This is a genomic window from Pseudoduganella sp. LjRoot289 (assembly GCF_964252925.1).
Lineage (GTDB): Bacteria > Pseudomonadota > Gammaproteobacteria > Burkholderiales > Burkholderiaceae_D > Rugamonas.
In genome coordinates this window covers 238,135-255,942 of record NZ_CAXUPN020000002.1, presented here as the reverse complement: position 1 = coordinate 255,942, position 17,808 = coordinate 238,135, and the positions used below count along the sequence as shown (strand labels likewise).

Below are 17,808 nucleotides of genomic sequence, written 5' to 3'. Positions count from 1 at the left end.
TCAGCTGGCCGGGGGTACAATGGTCGGTTTTGAAGCGGAATCGGAGCAGGTATGGCGAAATTTGATGTGGCAGTGATCGGCGCTGGCGCGGCGGGAATGATGTGCGCGGCCGAGGCCGCCAAACGCGGGCGTCGCGTGGTGCTGATCGACCATGCGGCCAAGCTGGCTGAGAAAATCCGGATCTCGGGCGGCGGCCGCTGCAATTTCACCAACGTCAACACCGGCCCGAACAACTTCCTGTCGCAGAATCCGCACTTCTGCAAGAGCGCGCTGTCGCGCTACACGCCGTCGGACTTCCTGGCCCTGGTCAAGAAGTACCGCATCGCCTACCACGAGAAGCACCGCGGCCAGCTGTTCTGCGACGACTCGGCCGAACGCATCATCGACATGCTCAAGGCCGAGTGCGCCGCCGGCGACGTCCACTGGCGCATGCCGTCCAAGGTGAGCAGCGTCGAGCAGCTCGACGACGGCTCCTTCTTCCTCGTCACCGACACCGGCGACATCGAGTGCGAGAGCGTCGTCATCGCCACCGGCGGCCTGTCCATCCCGAAAATCGGCGCCACCGATTTCGGCTACCAGATCGCCGGGCAGTTCGGCCTGCGCATGGTGGAGCCGCGCCCGGCGCTGGTGCCGCTGACCTTCGATGCCGACACCTGGGCGCCGTTCGCGCCGCTGTCGGGCATTTCGCTGGAAGTGAACGTCGAGACCGGCACGCTGAAGGGCCGCAACCCGGACGGCGCCCGCTTCCGCGAGGACTTGCTGTTCACCCACCGCGGCCTGTCCGGCCCGGCCATCCTGCAGATCTCCAGCTTCTGGCAGCCGGGCGCGCCCATCGTCATCAACCTGCTGCCGGAGATGGACGTGGCGCAGGAACTGATCGAGGGCAAGCAGACCGTCAAGAAGCAGCTCGGCAATGTGTTGTCGCAGTGGCTGCCGGCGCGCCTGGCCGAGGGCCTGCTGCAGCTGCACGGCCTGGCCGCCGACGCGCGCCTGGCCGACATGCAGGACGCCGCGCTGCGCAAGCTCGGCGCGGCCATCAACCAGTGGACCATCACGCCCAACGGCTCGGAGGGCTACCGCAAGGCCGAGGTCACCCGGGGCGGCGTCGACACGCGCGAGCTGTCGCAGCAGACCATGATGGTGGGCAAGGTGCCCGGCCTGTACTTCATCGGCGAGGCGGTCGACGTGACCGGGTGGCTGGGCGGCTACAATTTCCAGTGGGCCTGGGCATCGGGAGTGGCGGCCGGGCTGGCAGTCTGATATCATTGCATTCCGGCGTGTGTTTTTGCCGCCGTAGTCAGATGTTGGCAGGACGAAAAGGTTGCTCAAAAACAGACGGTTTCCACGCGAAATCGGCCCTGTTGAGCCGGTTTTGCGTCCAAAGGCTTCCCAATTTGGCCGAATACTGCTAATATCTTTATCTTCCTAAAATCTAACGGTTTGAATTTTTACATGACCACTATCCGCCTTAAAGAAAACGAGCCGTTCGAAGTTGCAATGCGTCGCTTCAAACGCACCATCGAAAAAACCGGCCTGCTGACCGAACTGCGCGCACGCGAGTTCTACGAGAAGCCAACCGCTGAGCGCAAGCGCAAGCTGGCAGCTGCAGTGAAGCGTCACTACAAGCGCATCCGCAGCCAGCAACTGCCTAAGAAACTGTTCTAAGACTGTCATTTCAGGATAGCCCGGCAGTACGGCATCGCGCCGCGGGTGGTCCTGTCCACAGTCGCATACCCGCTCCGGTTCGCCGCAGCGGGTTTTCGCATTTTTACGCCACTCTTTTTCCAAGTGAGAACAAGCATGAGCTTGAAACAACAGATTTCCGATGACATGAAAGCCGCCATGCGCGCCAAGGAAGCGGGCAAGCTGGGCACGATCCGCCTGATGCTGGCCGAGATCAAGCGCAAGGAAGTGGACGAGCAGATCGAAGTGTCGGACGAGCAGGTGGCGGCCATCATCGACAAGATGGTCAAGCAGCGCAAGGACTCCATCACCCAGTTCGAAGCCGGTGGCCGCCAGGACCTGGCCGACATCGAAAAAGCCGAGCTGGTGGTGCTGCTGGCCTACAAGCCGGCCGGCCTGTCGGACGAGGCGGTGGCAGCCGAAGTGGCCGCCGCCGTGGCCGCCTCGGGCGCCGCCGGTCCGCAGGACATGGGCAAGGTCATGGCCATCCTCAAGCCCAAGCTGGCGGGCAAGGCCGATATGGCCGTGGTGTCCGGCTTGATCAAAAAAGCGCTGACCCCGGCATAAGCGTTATCTGTCGCTCCCGCGTACGCGGGAGTCCATAGGGCGCCTGCCTTAGTCGCCGTCTATGGATCTCCGCGGGGCGCCGAGCCGTACGCGGGGATGACAGCAGCAGTACCGCGTGCGGCCCGGGTTTGCGCTGGATCAAATCCCAACCGCGCGCGGCGGTATAGCCTCTGATGTAGAACAAGACTGATCGCCGTGATACCACAATCTTTTATCTCCGATCTGCTGAACCGCGTCGACATCGTGGACGTGGTGGGCCGTTATGTGCAGCTCAAAAAGGGCGGCGCCAATTTCATGGGGCTGTGCCCCTTCCACAACGAAAAGTCGCCCAGCTTCACCGTCAGCCCGACCAAGCAGTTCTACCATTGCTTCGGCTGCGGCGCGCATGGCACCTCGATCGGTTTCATGATCGAATACTCCGGCATGGGCTTCGTCGACGCCGTCAAGGAGCTGGCGCAGAACTGCGGCATGGTGGTGCCCGAGCAGGACGACAAGATCCCGCCCGCCCAGCGCGCCCAGATCCAGGCCCAGAGCATGGCCCTGTCCGAGGCCATGAACCTGGCCAGCGAATACTATAAATCCCAGCTGCGCACGGCACCCAACGCCATCGGCTACCTGAAAAGCCGCGGCCTGACCGGCGAGATCGCGGCCCGCTTCGCGCTCGGCTTCGCCCCCAACGGCTGGGACAACCTGCGCTCCGTCTTCCCCAACTACGACGCGCCCGCCCTCAACGAGGCCGGCCTGGTGATCGACCGCGTCGACGAGGAGGGCAACCACCGCAAGCGCTACGACCGGTTCCGCGAGCGCGTGATGTTCCCCATCCGCAATACCAAGGGCCAGGTGATCGCCTTCGGCGGCCGCATCATGGAGCAGGGCGAACCAAAGTACTTGAATTCTCCCGAAACGCCTTTATTTTCGAAGGGTCACGAACTGTATGGCCTGTTCGAGGCGCGGCAGGCGATCCGCGATGCGGGTTACGTGCTGGTGACGGAAGGCTATATGGACGTGGTGGCGCTGGCGCAAATGGGTTTCCCGCAAGCCGTGGCGACCCTGGGCACCGCCTGCACCACCACCCACGTGCAGAAGTTGTTGCGTCAAACAGACACGGTGATCTTCAGTTTCGACGGCGACAAGGCTGGCCGCCGCGCCGCCCAGCGCGCGCTGGAGGCCTGTCTGCCGCATGTGTCGGACAACAAGACCATCAAGTTCCTGTTCCTGCCAACCGAACACGACCCGGACAGCTATATCCGCGAATATGGCGCCGAGGGCTTCGAGCAGCAGGTGCACGAGGCGATGCCGCTGTCGCAGTTCCTGCTGCGCGTTGTGTCGGCCGAGCATGACTTGAGCGAGCCGGAAGGACGCGCCCGCGTGCAGTTCGAGGCCAAGCCCCTGCTGCAGGCGATGACGCCGTCGGCGCTGCGCCTGCAGATCGTGCGCGGCCTGGCGACGATGACGCAGAGCAGCCCGGGCGAGATCGAGCAGCTGTATGAGTTGAGCAAGCCGGTGGCCGAGGTGCGGCGCGCGCCGCAGCGCAGCAGCCGGCCGCAGCCGGTGGGGCTGGAGTTGCAGATCGTGCGGCACCTGGTGGCGCATCCGCCGCTGGCCTTCACGATAGACGAGGCCGGCCTGACCGCCTTCGCCAGCTTCGGCGAGGAGCCGGCCGAGCGGCTGTACCAGCTGATCGCGGCCGCCATCGCGCTGGGGCCGCAGGGCAGTTTCGCCGCGCTGGCGCAGCACCTGAAGGAGCAGGGCACGGAATACGACGGCATCATCAGCGCCATCGCCGCCGAGCAGGAGTCGGACTACGACGCGGTCAAGACCTTCTTGAGCAGCGCGATCCGGCAAATCAAGATGGACGCGCTGAAAGCGGAGCTGGCGCAGTTGTTCGCGTCGGGTTTGTCTTCCAGCGAAATTGGTGTACGCTACCGCGAAATTACGACGATGCAAGACCAGTTGTTACGGGAGGCGGAAGCGGAACTTGCAGCACGCTAGCCGGTCCGCGCTTTCCCTATGGCGGAGGGTGTCGGGGCAGGGCCCCGTCCCTCTGGAAATTGCAAAGTGGCGTGCTATAATAAAACGCTAAGTATTGAGTCCTTAGCATAGCTTTTTCAGTTCAGAATAGTGTTTGTTTACAGTAAGTTAGGCTCTTGATCGGCGCTGCGCGGTTCAACCTTGCGATGCCGGCGGCCGGGGCCGGAAAGTGGACGGATGGCGCAACCAGCAACCGCCCAGGCGCGGCGCCTGCCTCCGGACATTCGTGGATCTAGCCCCCATGCGCTGTCTTACAGTAGAATTTCTGCCATGCACGGTTCCGGGTTTGGACCGGCGGCGGCGGTTCACTGATGCGCAGGAGCCTGAAGGTGTAGTGTTCGTAGCAGAGTTGCAAGAACTTATCCTAACCCGTAAAGCAAGTCGTTGTGTAATCGAAAGCGCCTGTGCCAACAAAGAAACCTGAATCCAAAGCGGCTGTAAAGCCGAGCCAAGTGACCGCCAAGGCCGCCAAGACGGCGGACAAATCGGAGACGCGTGTGGTCAACACGACCACGCCGCCGTCGGTCAGCCAGACCACGGATGCCGCGGCCCTGGCCGCCATCGATACCTCCGGTTATGTACTGCCGTCCGTCAAGGTGCCGGGCCGGCGCGGCCGCAAGCCCAAGGAATTCCAGCCCGAGAACGACGAGGTCGCCGCGCTGAACGCGGTCGAGCGCGCCGAGCTGAAGGCGGTCGACAAGGCCAAGGCCAAGGACCGCAAGGCCAAGGAAAAAGCGCTGCTGAAGGACGCCTTCTCGTCCGACACCGAAGCGACCGAGGAAGAGCTCGAACGCCGCCGCCAGAAACTCAAGACCCTGATCAAGTTCGGCAAGGAACGCGGCTTCCTCACGTACGCCGAGATCAACGACCACCTGCCCGAGAACATCGTCGATCCGGAAGCGATCGAAGGCATCATCGGCACCTTCAACGACATGGGCATCGCCGTCTACGAGCACGCGCCGGACGCCGAGACCCTGCTGCTGTCGGACAACGTGGCCACCGTCACCAGCGACGACGAAGCCGAGGCCGCCGCCGAGGCTGCGCTGTCCACGGTCGACTCCGATTTCGGCCGCACCACCGACCCGGTGCGCATGTATATGCGCGAGATGGGTTCGGTCGAGCTGCTCACGCGCGAGGGCGAGATTGAAATCGCCAAGCGCATCGAGGACGGCCTGAAGGACATGATCCAGGCCATTTCCGCCTGCCCGGTGACGATCGCCGAGATCATCGCCGCCTCCGAGCGCATCCGCAACGACGAGATCAAGATCGACGAGATCGTCGACGGCCTGGTCGACGACAGCGAAGGCCAGGAGGCGCCGGCCGCCGCCGCCGCGTCGGACGAGGACGAGGACGAGGAGGAAGCCGAGGAAGAGGAAGCCGAGGAAGAGGAAGAAGCGGCCAGCCCGTCGGGCGCCGCCGGCTACTCGGCCGAACAGCTCGAGCAGATGAAGAACGCCGCGCTGGACCGCTTCGACCAGATCTCGCAGCAGTTCGACAAGATGCGCCGCGCCTTCGAGAAGGACGGCTACAACTCGAAATCCTACGTCAAGGCGCAGGAATCGATCTCCTCCGAGCTGCTGGGCATCCGCTTCACCGCCAAGGTGGTCGAGAAGCTGTGCGACACCCTGCGCGGCCAGGTGGACGAAGTGCGCCACATCGAGAAGCAGATCCTGGACGTGGCGGTGAACAAGTGCGGCATGCCGCGCGCCCACTTCATCAAGGTCTTCCCGGGCAATGAAACCAATCTGGACTGGGTGGACGGCGAAGTGTCGGCCGGGCACGCCTACAGCGCCATCCTGGGCCGCAACATCCCCACCATCAAGGAGTTGCAGCAGCGCCTGATCGACCTGCAGGCGCGCGTCGTGCTGCCGCTGCCGGACCTGCGCAACATCAACCGCCAGATGGCGGCCGGCGAAATGAAGGCGCGCAAGGCCAAGCGTGAAATGACCGAGGCCAACTTGCGCCTGGTGATTTCCATCGCCAAGAAGTACACCAACCGCGGCCTGCAGTTCCTCGACTTGATCCAGGAAGGCAACATCGGCCTGATGAAGGCGGTCGACAAGTTCGAATACCGCCGCGGCTACAAGTTCTCGACCTATGCGACCTGGTGGATACGCCAGGCCATCACGCGCTCGATCGCCGACCAGGCGCGCACCATCCGCATCCCGGTGCACATGATCGAGACCATCAACAAGATGAACCGGATCTCGCGCCAGATCCTGCAGGAAACGGGCGCCGAGCCCGATCCGGCCACCCTGGCGATCAAGATGGAAATGCCGGAAGACAAGATCCGCAAGATCATGAAGATCGCCAAGGAACCGATCTCCATGGAAACGCCGATCGGCGACGACGACGATTCCCACCTGGGCGACTTCATCGAGGACAACAACACCCTGGCCCCGTCCGACGCGGCGCTGCACGCGTCCATGCGCGGCGTGGTCAAGGACGTGCTGGACTCGCTGACGCCGCGCGAAGCGAAGGTGTTGCGCATGCGTTTCGGCATCGAGATGTCGACCGACCACACGCTGGAAGAGGTCGGCAAGCAATTCGACGTCACGCGCGAGCGCATCCGCCAGATCGAAGCGAAGGCGCTGCGCAAGCTGCGCCACCCATCGCGCTCCGACAAGCTGAAAAGCTTCTTGGAAGGCAACTAGTCACACCCAGCACTTGACGGGAGCGGGCGTTCCGCCTATGCTCCCGTGTCCGTTTAAACACGGTCAGCAGTACCCAGGGCCTCTAGCTCATGCTTGGTTAGAGCAGCGGACTCATAAAAATTTGTGCCTTACGTTTGGAAACGGCGTAAGGGATGGTGTCAAATTCGGTGAAACCTAAGCGCAGCGATGCGTAAGGCAATGCCGAGCCAAGCTTCGGTGCGAAAGCACCGTTGAAGGTGTAGAGACTAGACGGCACCCACCTAAGGCGCGAGCTACGGTGAAGGCATAGTCCAGGGAGTGGCGAAAGTCACACAAACCAGAATCCGTTGGTGCCGTGTTCGACTCACGGGAGGCCCACCAGAATTTGAAAAGCCAACTCTTCGGAGTTGGCTTTTTTATTCGCGGAACCAGTCTTCGTGTCTGCGGTCGAACTGGCTTCGTCAACATCCGTTGGTGCCGTCCCGCCAGCGCTGCTCCAGCGCCGCTTCGGGAAAGCCCGGCAATGAGACGTTGACATTACTGTTGCATGGATTAGGCTAAAACGGCCGGTAGAAATACTTTTGCTAGCCTGCCTTCCAGCTTCTAACCAACAGGGGTGCCAACATGCCGAAATATGTAATCGAACGAGAAATCCCAGGCGCCGGCAAGCTCACGGCTGCCGACCTCCAGGGCATTTCCGCCAAATCCTGCAGCGTGCTCAATGAACTGGGCCCGGCCATACAGTGGGTCCACAGTTATGTGACCGACGACAAGATCTATTGCATCTACAACGCGCCCAACGAAGAGATGGTGCGCGAGCATGCGAAGCGCGGCGGCTTTCCGGCCAACCGCGTGTCGCAAGTGAGGGAGATCATCGACCCGACGACTGCCGAGTAATGCGTCGCGCGGGCGGCGAGCCGGATTTTGAAAAGCCAGCGCTTCGGGCCTGGCTTGCCCCGCCGGCCTCGCGTCAGGCGTGGAAAGCGACGCCCTGGCTGCCCAGATCGAACTTGAACCCCGGGAAGCCGATAATCGGGATCTCCGTTTCCGCCAGCGTGGCGCCCGTCTGGTACAGCGGCCCCAGCGTGTAGGACGGGTCGTCGAACACCGGCACCTCGACCGAGGCCTGCAGTTGCAGCAGGCTGAGCTGGTGCGACAGCGCCAGGGTCAGCGCGATGCCGCTCTGGAAGGTCGCGTTCGGCGACAGCGTCATGCCGAAGTCCAGCTTGCCGTCGTGGTTGGCGTCGTGCGTCGATGCGTTGTGGACGTCGAAGGACTGGCCGACCACGAAGGCCTGGTCGTAGCCGTCCTCGAAATGCAGCGTGGCGTCGAGGTTGCCGAAGTCCATCGCGAAGTTCTGGCCCACGCCCATCGCCAGGGTCATCACATAGTCGAGCAGGTCGTACGACAGCTTGACGGGGCCGAAGTTGGTCGAATTGCCGAAGGGGTCGGGAATGTCGAGCAGGGTGGCCAGCAGCAGGTCGATGTCGGCGTCCAGGGTCAGGAAGTCGTCCGAACCGCTGGCGACGAGATGGTTGCCCGACACCGTGCTGTTGCTCGTCACGTGCGGGATTTCCAGCGTGGCCGACACGCCCGGCAGGAGCTCGACCTCGACGCCGGACACCGACAGCAGGCCGAACGCCGTCAGCTTGGTGCCGTCGAAGTCGAGCACAGGCACGGTTTTGTCCACATTGACGTTCACGTCCACCGAGCCGCCGAAGTCGAAACCTGGAATGGCCGGGAAGATCTCCACCCCGGCAACTTCCACCGCGTCCGTACCGCCGATGTGCACGTCCACGCCCACCTTCGCCGATCCGATCAGCTTGGCCAGCAGGTCCAGCTGGTAGGTCACGATGGGGCTCGACGTCGAGAAGGCGCTGTGCGCCAGGTCCAGCACGGCCTTGCTGTCCACGTGCAGCCAGTCGGTGGCTTTGTTGTAGAGCGTCGTCACGTTGACGTCGTATGGCGCGCTCGCATCCACGTCGCCCGCGCTCACGTGCAGGTCCGACTGGAGGCCGATGCCGTACGCCATCGAGTAGCTGGCGTAGAAGGTGCCGCCGGTGCTGCCCGAACTGGATCCGAAGGCGCCGATCTTGGTCTGGTTGTCGTAGCCGAGCGCTGCGCCGCTGCCCCACATGCTTTGCTTCTCCGCCGAGAAGACCTCGCGGAAGTCGTTGCTGGTCTGTTCGTAGACGATGTGCACGCTGGTGCTTGCCGTCTGGGTGTCGCCGTTACTCTTTTCCCTGGCCGTGGCGGTCACGCCCAGGTCGAAGGCGGTGTCGCTGTCGTGCGGCAGCGTCAGTGCGAAGTCCTGCACGATCTGGTGCGGCTCGGCGCCGGGGTTGACGCTCATCGGCGTGGCCGTCACGCCTGCCGGCAGGCTGCCCAGGTCGATCCGGTCGAGGAACTCGGAGCCGTCGGCGTCGCTGTCCGTCGCGGTCACGCGCAAGATCAGCTCGCTGACGGTCGCCCCTTCCAGCAACTGGTAGCTCAGGAGCGGTACGTCGGCCACGGCGGTGACATTGACGTTCACGGTGGCGTAGTCGGTGCCGCCGTGGCCGTCGCTGATGCCGTAGGTGAAGCTGTCGGCGCCGCTGTAGTCGGCGTCCGGCGTGTAGGTGATCAAGTCGCCGGCGACGCTGTCCGCATCCGGCCCGTCGACGATGGCGACGGTGCCGTGCGCCGCGCCTTGCACATCGGTCACGGTCAGCACGTTGTGGTCGGCGTCGGTGTCGTTGGCCAGCACATCGAAGGCAATCGCTTGCGGAATGTGCGACGGCGCATCGAGGCCCTGCTGGCCGTCCTCGAAGATGGTGTAGGTGTCGTCGCGGGCGTCCGGGGCGGCGGGGGCCGTCGTCAACAGCTTGGCGCTGTCGCTGCGCGCTCCGTTGGCGGCGCCTACACTGGTCAGGCGCGCGCCGAACTGCACGTTGGCGATGTCGTCCAGCGTCAGGTTGTGGCCCAGGTTCGAGAGCGTGAAGGTCGCGCTCTTGACGTCGTCCTTGCCGATGCCCGCGGTGCCGAACTCCACGCCCACGTCGAAGCCCTTGGCCAGGCCCTGCAGGTTGGCGCCGTTGCCCATGTCGATCACTTTGCCGGTCATGAAGTCGGTCACCCATGTGCCGCTGCTGCTCAAACCTGCCAGTTTGGCGGTATCGTTCAGGTTGAAGAACAGGGCGCGCAGGTCGGCCGTCATCGTACTGCCGGTTTGCGTCAGTGCGAACGCGATGGCGCCGCCCACTTCCGTGGCGCGGACCTGGACGCCGGGACCTCCGTTGGCGCCGGGAATCGTGAAGACGATGCTGCGTGTGCGAGGCTCAGTCATGTTCGCTTCCTTTAGGAAAAAAAACCAATTGTTGGGATGCCAGTCTACGTTGTTTTTATTGCATCTATTGTCATATATTTATTTATCAATATGATAATTGTTATTGTGGAAGCTAATCGGCATCGGCACATCCATAGCCCGCCGCCCGTGCCGTACACTAGCGGCTACCGTAGCCGAGCCAGGAGCGTGCCATTGTTTGATACCGAGATCCGGGGAGACCGCCGGGGTGACCATCGGGGTGACCGGCGGGTTGACCACCGGGTTGACCACACTAATCGGGCCTGTCCGCCCGCATGCGCCTGGCGCGCCCGGCGGACGCGGCCGGGCCGGCCCGCATGGACTCGCTGATCGCCGCCTCCGCGCGCGCGCTGGCCGCCGGCGACCCGCTCGGCGCGCTCAAGCGCGTCGCCTTGCGCGACGACCCGCCGGCGCTGGCCTTGCGCGGCATCGCCATGGCCCAGCTCGGGGAACACCCGCGCGCGCGCGAACTGCTGCGCCGCGCCGCCCGCGGCTTCGGCGCGCACGAAGCGCTGTCGCGCGCGCGCTGCGTCGTCGCCGAGGCCGAGGTGGCGCTGGCGGTGCGCGAGCTGGGCAGTTCGCCGCGCGCGCTCATGGCGGCCCTGGCCACGCTGGAAGCGCACGCCGACCACGCCAACGCGCTGCAGGCGCGCCTCATCTCCGTGCGCACGCAGTTGCTGCTCGGCCGCCTCGACGAAGCGCAGGCCGCGCTGGCGCTGCTCGACGGGCGCGCCATGCCGCCGGCGCTGGCGGCCGTTGCCGAACTGGCCGCCGCCGAGCTGGCGCTGCGCTCCCTGCGCATCGCTCCCGCGCGTGCCGCGCTCGAACGCGCGCACGAGGCGGCCAGCCACGCCCGCATACCCGCACTGCTGGCCGAGGTGGCCGAAGCGCGCGCCGTGCTCGGCCGTCCCGCCGCCCGCCATCTGTTTGACGGCGGCGAGCAGGCGCTGCGCCTCGACGAGGTCGCCGCGCTGCTACAGTCCGACACGCTGGTGCTGGACGCCTGCCGTCGCGGCTTGAGCGCCGGCCCCGAGTGGCGTCCGCTGGCGCGCCGGCCGGTGCTGTTCGCCCTGGCGCGCGCGCTGGCCGGGGCCTGGCCCGGCGACGCCGACCGCGAGACCCTGATCGCCTGCGCCTTCCGCACCCAAGACCCCGACGAGACGCACCGGGCCCGATTGCGCGTCGAGATCGGCCGCCTGCGCGCGCTGGTGTCCACGCTGGCCGGCATCGAGGCCACGCCGCGCGGCTTCGCCCTCAGGCCGCACGATGGACGCGCCGTGGCCGTGCTGGCGCCGCCGATCGACGGCGGAGAGGCCTCGCTGCTGGCGCTGCTGTCCGACGGCGCAGCCTGGTCGACTTCGGCCCTGGCGCTGGCCCTGGGCGACAGCCAGCGCACCGTCCAGCGCGCGCTGGCCGAGCTGGAGGCGGCCGGCCGGGTGCGCTCGATCGGCCGCGCGCGCGCGCAGCGCTGGCTGGCGCCGCCGCTGGCCGGATTCACGACAATCTTGTTACTCCCTGCCGCGCTGGCAATGGAATAAAGTTCTCCTGCGGCGCCGATTCCGAGGCGCGCCACCAGGAGAGAGCAATGACACGCAAAACCAGCAGCGAAGCAGTGACACCGCGCCCGGCCGAGATCGTGCGCGAATACGGGCCTTTCGACGGCGCGAAAAACATCGCCGGCATCACGCACGACGGCGAGCGCGTCTGGGCCGCCACCGGCGCCAGGCTGATTGCCTTCGATCCGGCCAGCGGCGCAACCACGCGCGCGCTGGACTGCCCCTGCGACGCCGGCACCGCCTTCGACGGCAGCTATCTGTACCAGATCGCCGAGGAACGCATCGACAAGATCGATCCGGCCAGCGGCAAGGTGCTGGCGTCCATCCCCGCGCCCGGCCATGGCAGCGATTCGGGCCTGGCCTGGGCCGAGGGCAGCCTGTGGGTAGGCCAGCACCGCGACCGCAAAATCCACCAGATCGACCCGGCCACCGGCGCCATCATCCGCTCCATCGAATCGAACCGCTTCGTCACCGGCGTGACCTGGGTGGACGGCGAGCTGTGGCACGGCACCTGGGAGGGCGAGGAGAGCGAGCTCCGGCGCATCAACCCCGACAGCGGCGCCGTGCTGGAGCGCCTGGAGATGCCCAGCGGCGTCGGCGTCAGCGGGCTCGAGTCCGACGGCGCCGGCCTCTTTTACTGCGGCGGGGGAGGCAGTGGCAAGGTGCGCGCCGTGCGCCGTCCGAAAACAGCCAACGCTTGAATCCACGCTTGAATCCACGCTTGAACATCGACAAGGAGAACATCATGAACACCGCCATTGCCAAAGAATTCGCCGTCCACCCAGTCACCTCCAAAGCTGCCTGGGTGGAACAGCGCAAGGTCCTGCTGGCGCGCGAAAAGGAACTGACGCGCCTGCACGACCAGATCGCCCGCGAGCGCCGCGCGCTGCCGTGGGTGCGCGTCGAGAAGGACTATGTGTTCGACACGCCGGACGGCAAGCGTTCGCTGGCCGAGCTGTTCGAAGGCCGCCGCCAGCTGGTCGTCCAGCATTTCATGTTCACGCCGGGCCATGAGCAGGGCTGCGCGAGCTGCTCCTACATGGCCGACCACACGGACGGCGCGCTGGCGCACCTGGCGCAGCGCGACGTGACTTTTGTGGCGGTGTCGCGCGCGCCCTTGTCCAGCATCGCGCGTTTCCGCCAGCGCATGGGCTGGCAGTTCAAATGGGTGTCTTCGGCCGAAAGCGACTTCAATTTCGATTTCGACGTCAGCTTCACGCCGGAGGACATGGCGACCGGCGAGGTCTATTACAACTATATGCGGCAAGCCTTCGCCCACCCGGACACGCCCGGCGTCAGCGTGTTCTACAAGGACGACGCGGGCGAGGTCTACCACACCTACTCGACCTATGGGCGCGGCGTCGAAGTCATGATGCACACCTATAACTTCCTGGACCTCACGCCCAAGGGCCGCGACGAGGGCGCCGGCATCATGCACTGGGTGCGCCACCACGACCGCTACGAGCAGGCGCCCGCCGCCGCAACGGCCGCCTCCTGCTGCCAGGCGCACGCCTGACACGCGCGGCCGGAACGGGCGGATACATCATGTCGAACTATTGGCCATGGCTGGCGGTGGCGGGCGTCGGCGCCCTGCACGGGCTGAACCCCGCCAGCGGCTGGATGTTCGCCGCCGCCTTGGGCGTCCGTACGCGCGACCGGGCGCAGGCGCTGCGGGCCCTGCTGCCCATCGCCGCAGGTCACGCCGCTTCGGTCGCGCTGGTGGCCGCCGTGGTGCCGCTGGGGATGGCGATGGACCGCGTCGTCGCATGGTCGCTGGCGGGCGTGCTGCTGGCCGCCGTCGCGCTGTGCCGCTGTTTGGGCCGCAAGTCAGGGACGGCATGGAAGCCGTCTGGCCGAGCCGGCCTGGCGCTCTGGTCCTTCATGATGTCCACCGTGCACGGCGCAGGACTGATGCTGGTGCCGGCGCTGGTCCCGCTGTGCATGGGAGACGGGCCGGCCCGCGAGATCACCGCCTCGGGCTCTCTTACGCTGGCGCTGGCGGCCGTGGCGGTCCATATGTCGGCCATGCTGGCCGTCACCGGCGTGATCGCGTCCGCAGTCTGCCGCATCTTCAATGGAGGGCTGAGTACCCGGTTGAGCGGCAGCGGCTACCACGAGAATCTGGAGTAATACATTCTGCTTGCGAAATGTAGCGCCATCGTTCCGACGAATTGAGTAATCTGCAGATGAGACTACTATTCCCGGGCGGAAGATGGATCACCAGCAGACACAGCAGGCAGATGCCACGCCGGACGATGTGGCGGGCGATGATGGCGCGCGGCCGCGCGCGGAGCGGCTCAAAACTGTCGGCCTGTGGTGCGCCATGCTGACCGTATCGCTGGCCCTGTTCGCTAGCGGCCTGACGTTCTGGCGCAGCCTGCAAGCTGACAAGGCGATCTCGCTGGTGGCCAGGTCGGCCATGCAAAAAGCGCCTGCCTCCGTCCCGATGCCGCTTGGCGGCGCAGTACCTGGACCCACGGCGTCCGCTGGCAAGCCAGCGGTGGCTACGGCGCCAGTCATGCCGCGAGCAGGTGTGGCTGCCGCTGCGCCTGTTGCTGCCGCTGCACCGCCTGTCGTTGAGCCGCCTGCTGTAGCTGGTGCTGCTGGTTCTGGTGCTGTAGTTGGTGCTGCTGATGCTGGTGGTGCTGGTGCTGGTGCCGTAGCTGGTGCTGCTGCGCCCGCCGGCAGCGCTGCGCTTGTCGGCCCGGCATCGGAGCATGCCGGTGCAGCACCGCTGGCGGCTGCGCCCGGCCCGGTCACCCAGGCGGCCTTGAGCGGTGGCGCCTTGTCCAGCGCTGCGCCGAAAGCGCGGGTCCGGCCGCCAGTGCTCAAGACGGGGAGCAAGATGGCGCAGCGGACCAGGCGGGTTCCTGCACGGATGAAAGCGCTGGCGCAAGTCAAACTGAAGTCGGAAGGGCGTACGCCCAGTCGCAAGCTGGCCGCGCTCAGCGTCCAGCAGCGCTTGAACTTATGCAAGGAGAAGGCGGGCGAAGCGGCCGCCGCCTGTTTCGCGCGTGCCTGCCGCAGTTATGCCCGCCATGCCTACATCTGCATCAACGACGAGCCGGTACGGCGGCACCGCTAGCGGGCAAGCTCAGCGCGCCGCCTCGGCCGCCGTGACATCCTGCAGCGCCACCACCAGGTCCGTTACGGCCAGCATCGGTTTATGCGGGAAGCCGTCCTCCAGCGCGACCAGTTGCCGGCCGGACGGCTGATCCGGCGTGGCGGGCAGGAAGGCGAAGTGCGGGAAGGCGGCTTGGCCGTGCCGGGCGATCTCCTGCAGCATGCGCGGCGCGGCGCGCAGCAGGCCGTTGCGCACATGGCGCTGGCGGGCATCGCTGCGTTCCTTGAGCAGCGCGTCCAGACGCTCCACCTCCTTGCGCAGCAGCGCGGCCTCGGCGTGGCCGCGCGCCAGTTCCTCGTCGCTGAAGACCACCTCCCACTGCGTCAGCTTGAGCTGGCCGAGCTTGTGCAGCGCCTGCCGCTTCAGGTCGATTTCGAGCGCCTCCAGGCGGGTGCGATGGGCGTCCAGGTCCTGCGCTGCGCTGGTGTCGCCGCCGGCGCGCAGCCACTTGTCGCCGAAGTCGAAGACCAGGCCGTCGAAATAGAAGTACACCGGCAGCGGCTGCGGTCCGGCGCTGGCCAGTATCTGCGGCGCGGTCATGCTCCAGCGGAGGGCGAGTTCGGCCAGGGTGAGGGTGGGGGCGTCGTGTTGGGACATGGTTTTCTCGGAGAGCAGAATGGTACAGCGCGCAGTATATGGCCATTTGCGCCGATGGTGCGAGCCGGTGGCGGTGTGGTAGAGTCCTGCTCGTCCTTGCGCACACCCCAAACAGTAGAGAATATGAAGATGCAGAACACGCCGCGCGTCGAGCCCACCTTCGGCGGCGAAGTGCCGGCGACTCCGGCTCCTGAAACCGTCGAAACCGCTTGGCCCGATGCCGGGGAGGCCATCATCGAGCCGCAACTGGCGCCGCCCGCCGGAGCCGTGGCAGCCGATGGGTCCGCCACGGCCGGCGCGTCCGGTTTGCCCGCCGCCTCGCCCGTCAAGCGGCCGCTGCCGCTGAAGACCATGGCGGTAGGCGGCGTGCTCGCCGCCGGCCTGGCTGGCGCGATAGCATGGATCGGCACTTCTGCCGAGGCGCAGCGCCACCGGCCGCCGGAGCCGAAGGCCTTGGCCGCGCCGCCCGGCATGAGCGCGAAAGCGCTGCCCGCGTTCGATGCGCACACGATAGCCGCGCCGCCGGCGGTGCAGTCGGCCATGCAGCCGCCGTCCGAGCCGCAAGTCGCCGCGATGCCGCCTGCGCTGCCTCCGGCCGCCACAACGGCAGTAGCAGTTGCCGCACCCGCCTCAGTCTTGGCATCCGGTGCAGCGCCGGCTGCCGCCGCCTTGGCACCGGCAGCAGCGTCCGGTGCCAAAGCCGCTGCCTTGGCACAGGCAGCAGCGCCCGCTGCCAAAGCCGCCTCCTTGGTACCGGCAGTAGCGCCCGCTGCCACCGTCGGCGCCTTGTCACCCGCAGCAGCGCCGGCTGCCACCGCCACCGCCGGCATTGCCGCGCTTGCCGCGCCGGCGGCCGTGTCCGGTGCTGCGGCAGCCGTCGCCCCGTCGTCCGTTGCCATGCCGCCGGCGCGGGCGCAGACGCCAGTGGCTGCGCGCAGGGTCGCCCCGCTGATGCTTGCCGCAGCGGCGCCCGCTGTTGCCAAATCGCCGGCCGCCGTGCGGCATGGCGCGCCTAAGGCGACCGTCAAGAAGGCAGGCAAAACGGCGAAGGCGGCGAAACCGGCCAAGGCCAGCGCTGTGCGCGAATCGGGCAAGCAGGCCGCAACCAAGCCGGCACGCAAAGTGGCGACACCCGCCAAGCCGCGCTGCGACGCGCGCATGCGCAACACCACGCGCTGCCGTACTGCTGCCAGACCCTGAAGTTACTGCCTTGCTTTCCCGACGTAATCGCGGGACGGGAGCGTATTAGCGGGGCGCGCGCTTGGCCAGCCTGCGGCTCTCCAGCCAGTCCGCGCCACCGGCCTCCAGCGCAGCGGCGATGACGTCCGGCGCCAGGCTATAGACCGTGGCCCAGGTGGCGCGGCCGTCGCCCGTGTTGGCTGGAAAGCTGCTGGACTCGATCGGCCAGTGATATTTGCGTTTCAAGATCTTGACGATGGCAGCCAGCGAGACGCGGCCTTGCAGCGGCTCTGCGCCGGTCTGGTCGGCATTCGACAGCAGCACCGCCAGCACGGCCGCGCGGCCACTGAGCGGGCCGGGGAATTTCGGAGTTTTGTTGGGAACTTTGCTTGCCATCGCAGCATTGTAGCCGGATGAGTTCTTTATGGACGGTAGATCGCAACGCCGGCCTTGGACGCGGCCTTTCGCATCGCCATGTCCAGCGTCGCAATCGGTAACTTCAATCTGCTCGCCAGCTCAAGGTACTGCGCATCGTAAGCTGAAATGCGAAATTTTCTGGAAGCTGCGGCTACTGCTTGTTGACTACTTTGAGGGCGAACGGTATCCACGTCTATCGGCATACGCCTTATTTGGCGCATAAAGGCGTCAGAGGTCGCGGCGGTGAGTTGACCGCAGTCTTCAGCGCAGCGTAACACTTGAGTACTTTCGGTATACCAAAGTGACGGGACGGTTGCTCTGTTTTCCACCATCGCTTCGAGGATAGAGTCGGCGTAAGCGCGATCGGAAACAGTTCCGTCGAAAAGTACCCAACGCATACTGACGGACGCATCCAATATGAAGCCGCGTGTCATTCGTAGCGGCCCTGGACCCGCATTCGCCTAAACGGCTCCTCGTCGATGCTGCCGGTACGCAGGGCTTTGATCGCCGATATTGCTTCAATAGTCTGCTTTTTGTTGAACTCCGGGCTTGCCACTATTTCGGCGACAGCTCGGCCTGCGTCAGTGAGCATGACTCTTTCGCCACGTTTCGCCTGCTCGATCAGCATGGCTAGACTGGTACTTGCTTCGGAAATTGCGTAGCTATGCATGGCCGTTC

General features: G+C 65.6%; 17 protein-coding genes. 12 read left to right on the top strand and 5 right to left on the bottom strand.

Features of this window, described 5'->3' with window-relative positions; all coding sequences use genetic code 11:
* The first annotated feature begins 51 nt into the window (after positions 1–51).
* From ACSQ8Y_RS29360 to ACSQ8Y_RS29335, 6 genes are all read left to right on the top strand, one after another.
* Complete coding sequence (locus ACSQ8Y_RS29360) at positions 52–1,260, top strand: NAD(P)/FAD-dependent oxidoreductase (protein ID WP_436270111.1); 1,209 nt, start codon at positions 52–54, stop codon at positions 1,258–1,260.
* Positions 1,261–1,452: 192 nt separating this feature from the next.
* Complete coding sequence (gene rpsU / locus ACSQ8Y_RS29355; protein WP_008451879.1) at positions 1,453–1,665, top strand: 30S ribosomal protein S21; 213 nt, start codon at positions 1,453–1,455, stop codon at positions 1,663–1,665.
* Between the two features lie 135 nt (positions 1,666–1,800).
* Positions 1,801–2,250 (top strand): GatB/YqeY domain-containing protein, encoded by a 450-nt coding sequence (locus ACSQ8Y_RS29350; protein WP_436270110.1) that lies wholly within the window; start codon positions 1,801–1,803, stop codon positions 2,248–2,250.
* Positions 2,251–2,445: 195 nt separating this feature from the next.
* Positions 2,446–4,242: a DNA primase gene (dnaG, locus tag ACSQ8Y_RS29345; RefSeq protein WP_436270109.1), complete on the top strand. Its 1,797-nt coding sequence runs from the start codon at positions 2,446–2,448 to the stop codon at positions 4,240–4,242.
* A gap of 443 nt (positions 4,243–4,685) precedes the next feature.
* Entirely contained in the window at positions 4,686–6,935 is a 2,250-nt protein-coding gene (gene rpoD / locus ACSQ8Y_RS29340) for an RNA polymerase sigma factor RpoD (protein ID WP_436270108.1), read from the top strand.
* Positions 6,936–7,538: 603 nt separating this feature from the next.
* A complete protein-coding gene (locus ACSQ8Y_RS29335) occupies positions 7,539–7,811 on the top strand; it encodes a DUF4242 domain-containing protein (RefSeq protein ID WP_436270107.1) in 273 nt (90 codons plus the stop codon).
* 73 nt (positions 7,812–7,884) lie between these two features.
* Here the strand turns inward: ACSQ8Y_RS29335 and ACSQ8Y_RS29330 are convergent, their stop codons facing one another.
* A complete protein-coding gene (locus ACSQ8Y_RS29330; RefSeq protein WP_436270106.1) occupies positions 7,885–10,239 on the bottom strand; it encodes an Ig-like domain-containing protein in 2,355 nt (784 codons plus the stop codon).
* 335 nt (positions 10,240–10,574) lie between these two features.
* On the opposite strand from ACSQ8Y_RS29330, the gene ACSQ8Y_RS29325 reads away from it, so the two are divergent.
* From ACSQ8Y_RS29325 to ACSQ8Y_RS29305, 5 genes are all read left to right on the top strand, one after another.
* Positions 10,575–11,795, top strand: a complete 1,221-nt coding sequence (locus ACSQ8Y_RS29325) for a helix-turn-helix domain-containing protein (RefSeq protein ID WP_436270120.1) — start codon at positions 10,575–10,577, stop codon at positions 11,793–11,795.
* Positions 11,796–11,842: 47 nt separating this feature from the next.
* Entirely contained in the window at positions 11,843–12,514 is a 672-nt protein-coding gene (locus ACSQ8Y_RS29320) for a Vgb family protein (RefSeq protein WP_436270105.1), read from the top strand.
* A gap of 44 nt (positions 12,515–12,558) precedes the next feature.
* Positions 12,559–13,329, top strand: a complete 771-nt coding sequence (locus ACSQ8Y_RS29315; protein WP_436270104.1) for a DUF899 domain-containing protein — start codon at positions 12,559–12,561, stop codon at positions 13,327–13,329.
* 29 nt (positions 13,330–13,358) lie between these two features.
* The gene (locus ACSQ8Y_RS29310) at positions 13,359–13,943 is read left to right on the top strand and encodes a hypothetical protein (protein WP_436270103.1); all 585 of its coding nucleotides are present in this window, start codon (positions 13,359–13,361) and stop codon (positions 13,941–13,943) included.
* 82 nt (positions 13,944–14,025) lie between these two features.
* Positions 14,026–14,898: a hypothetical protein gene (locus tag ACSQ8Y_RS29305; RefSeq protein ID WP_436270102.1), complete on the top strand. Its 873-nt coding sequence runs from the start codon at positions 14,026–14,028 to the stop codon at positions 14,896–14,898.
* A gap of 9 nt (positions 14,899–14,907) precedes the next feature.
* Here the strand turns inward: ACSQ8Y_RS29305 and ACSQ8Y_RS29300 are convergent, their stop codons facing one another.
* On the bottom strand, positions 14,908–15,534 hold the full coding sequence (locus ACSQ8Y_RS29300; RefSeq protein ID WP_436270101.1) for a hypothetical protein: 627 nt from the start codon (positions 15,532–15,534) through the stop codon (positions 14,908–14,910).
* Between the two features lie 123 nt (positions 15,535–15,657).
* On the opposite strand from ACSQ8Y_RS29300, the gene ACSQ8Y_RS29295 reads away from it, so the two are divergent.
* Positions 15,658–16,734 carry a hypothetical protein gene (locus tag ACSQ8Y_RS29295; RefSeq protein WP_436270100.1) on the top strand — a complete coding sequence of 359 codons (1,077 nt, stop codon included), beginning with the start codon at positions 15,658–15,660 and terminating at the stop codon, positions 16,732–16,734.
* Positions 16,735–16,779: 45 nt separating this feature from the next.
* Here ACSQ8Y_RS29295 and ACSQ8Y_RS29290 read toward each other — a convergent pair whose 3' ends face one another.
* The 3 genes from ACSQ8Y_RS29290 to ACSQ8Y_RS29280 are packed head-to-tail and all read right to left on the bottom strand — an operon-like array spanning position 16,780 to position 17,800.
* Entirely contained in the window at positions 16,780–17,109 is a 330-nt protein-coding gene (locus ACSQ8Y_RS29290) for a hypothetical protein (RefSeq protein ID WP_436270099.1), read from the bottom strand.
* 26 nt (positions 17,110–17,135) lie between these two features.
* The gene (locus tag ACSQ8Y_RS29285; RefSeq protein WP_436270098.1) at positions 17,136–17,564 is read right to left on the bottom strand and encodes a type II toxin-antitoxin system VapC family toxin; all 429 of its coding nucleotides are present in this window, start codon (positions 17,562–17,564) and stop codon (positions 17,136–17,138) included.
* A complete protein-coding gene (locus ACSQ8Y_RS29280; protein WP_436270097.1) occupies positions 17,561–17,800 on the bottom strand; it encodes a type II toxin-antitoxin system Phd/YefM family antitoxin in 240 nt (79 codons plus the stop codon). The genes ACSQ8Y_RS29285 and ACSQ8Y_RS29280 overlap by 4 nt, the downstream gene beginning before the upstream one ends.
* Positions 17,801–17,808: the final 8 nt, after the last annotated feature.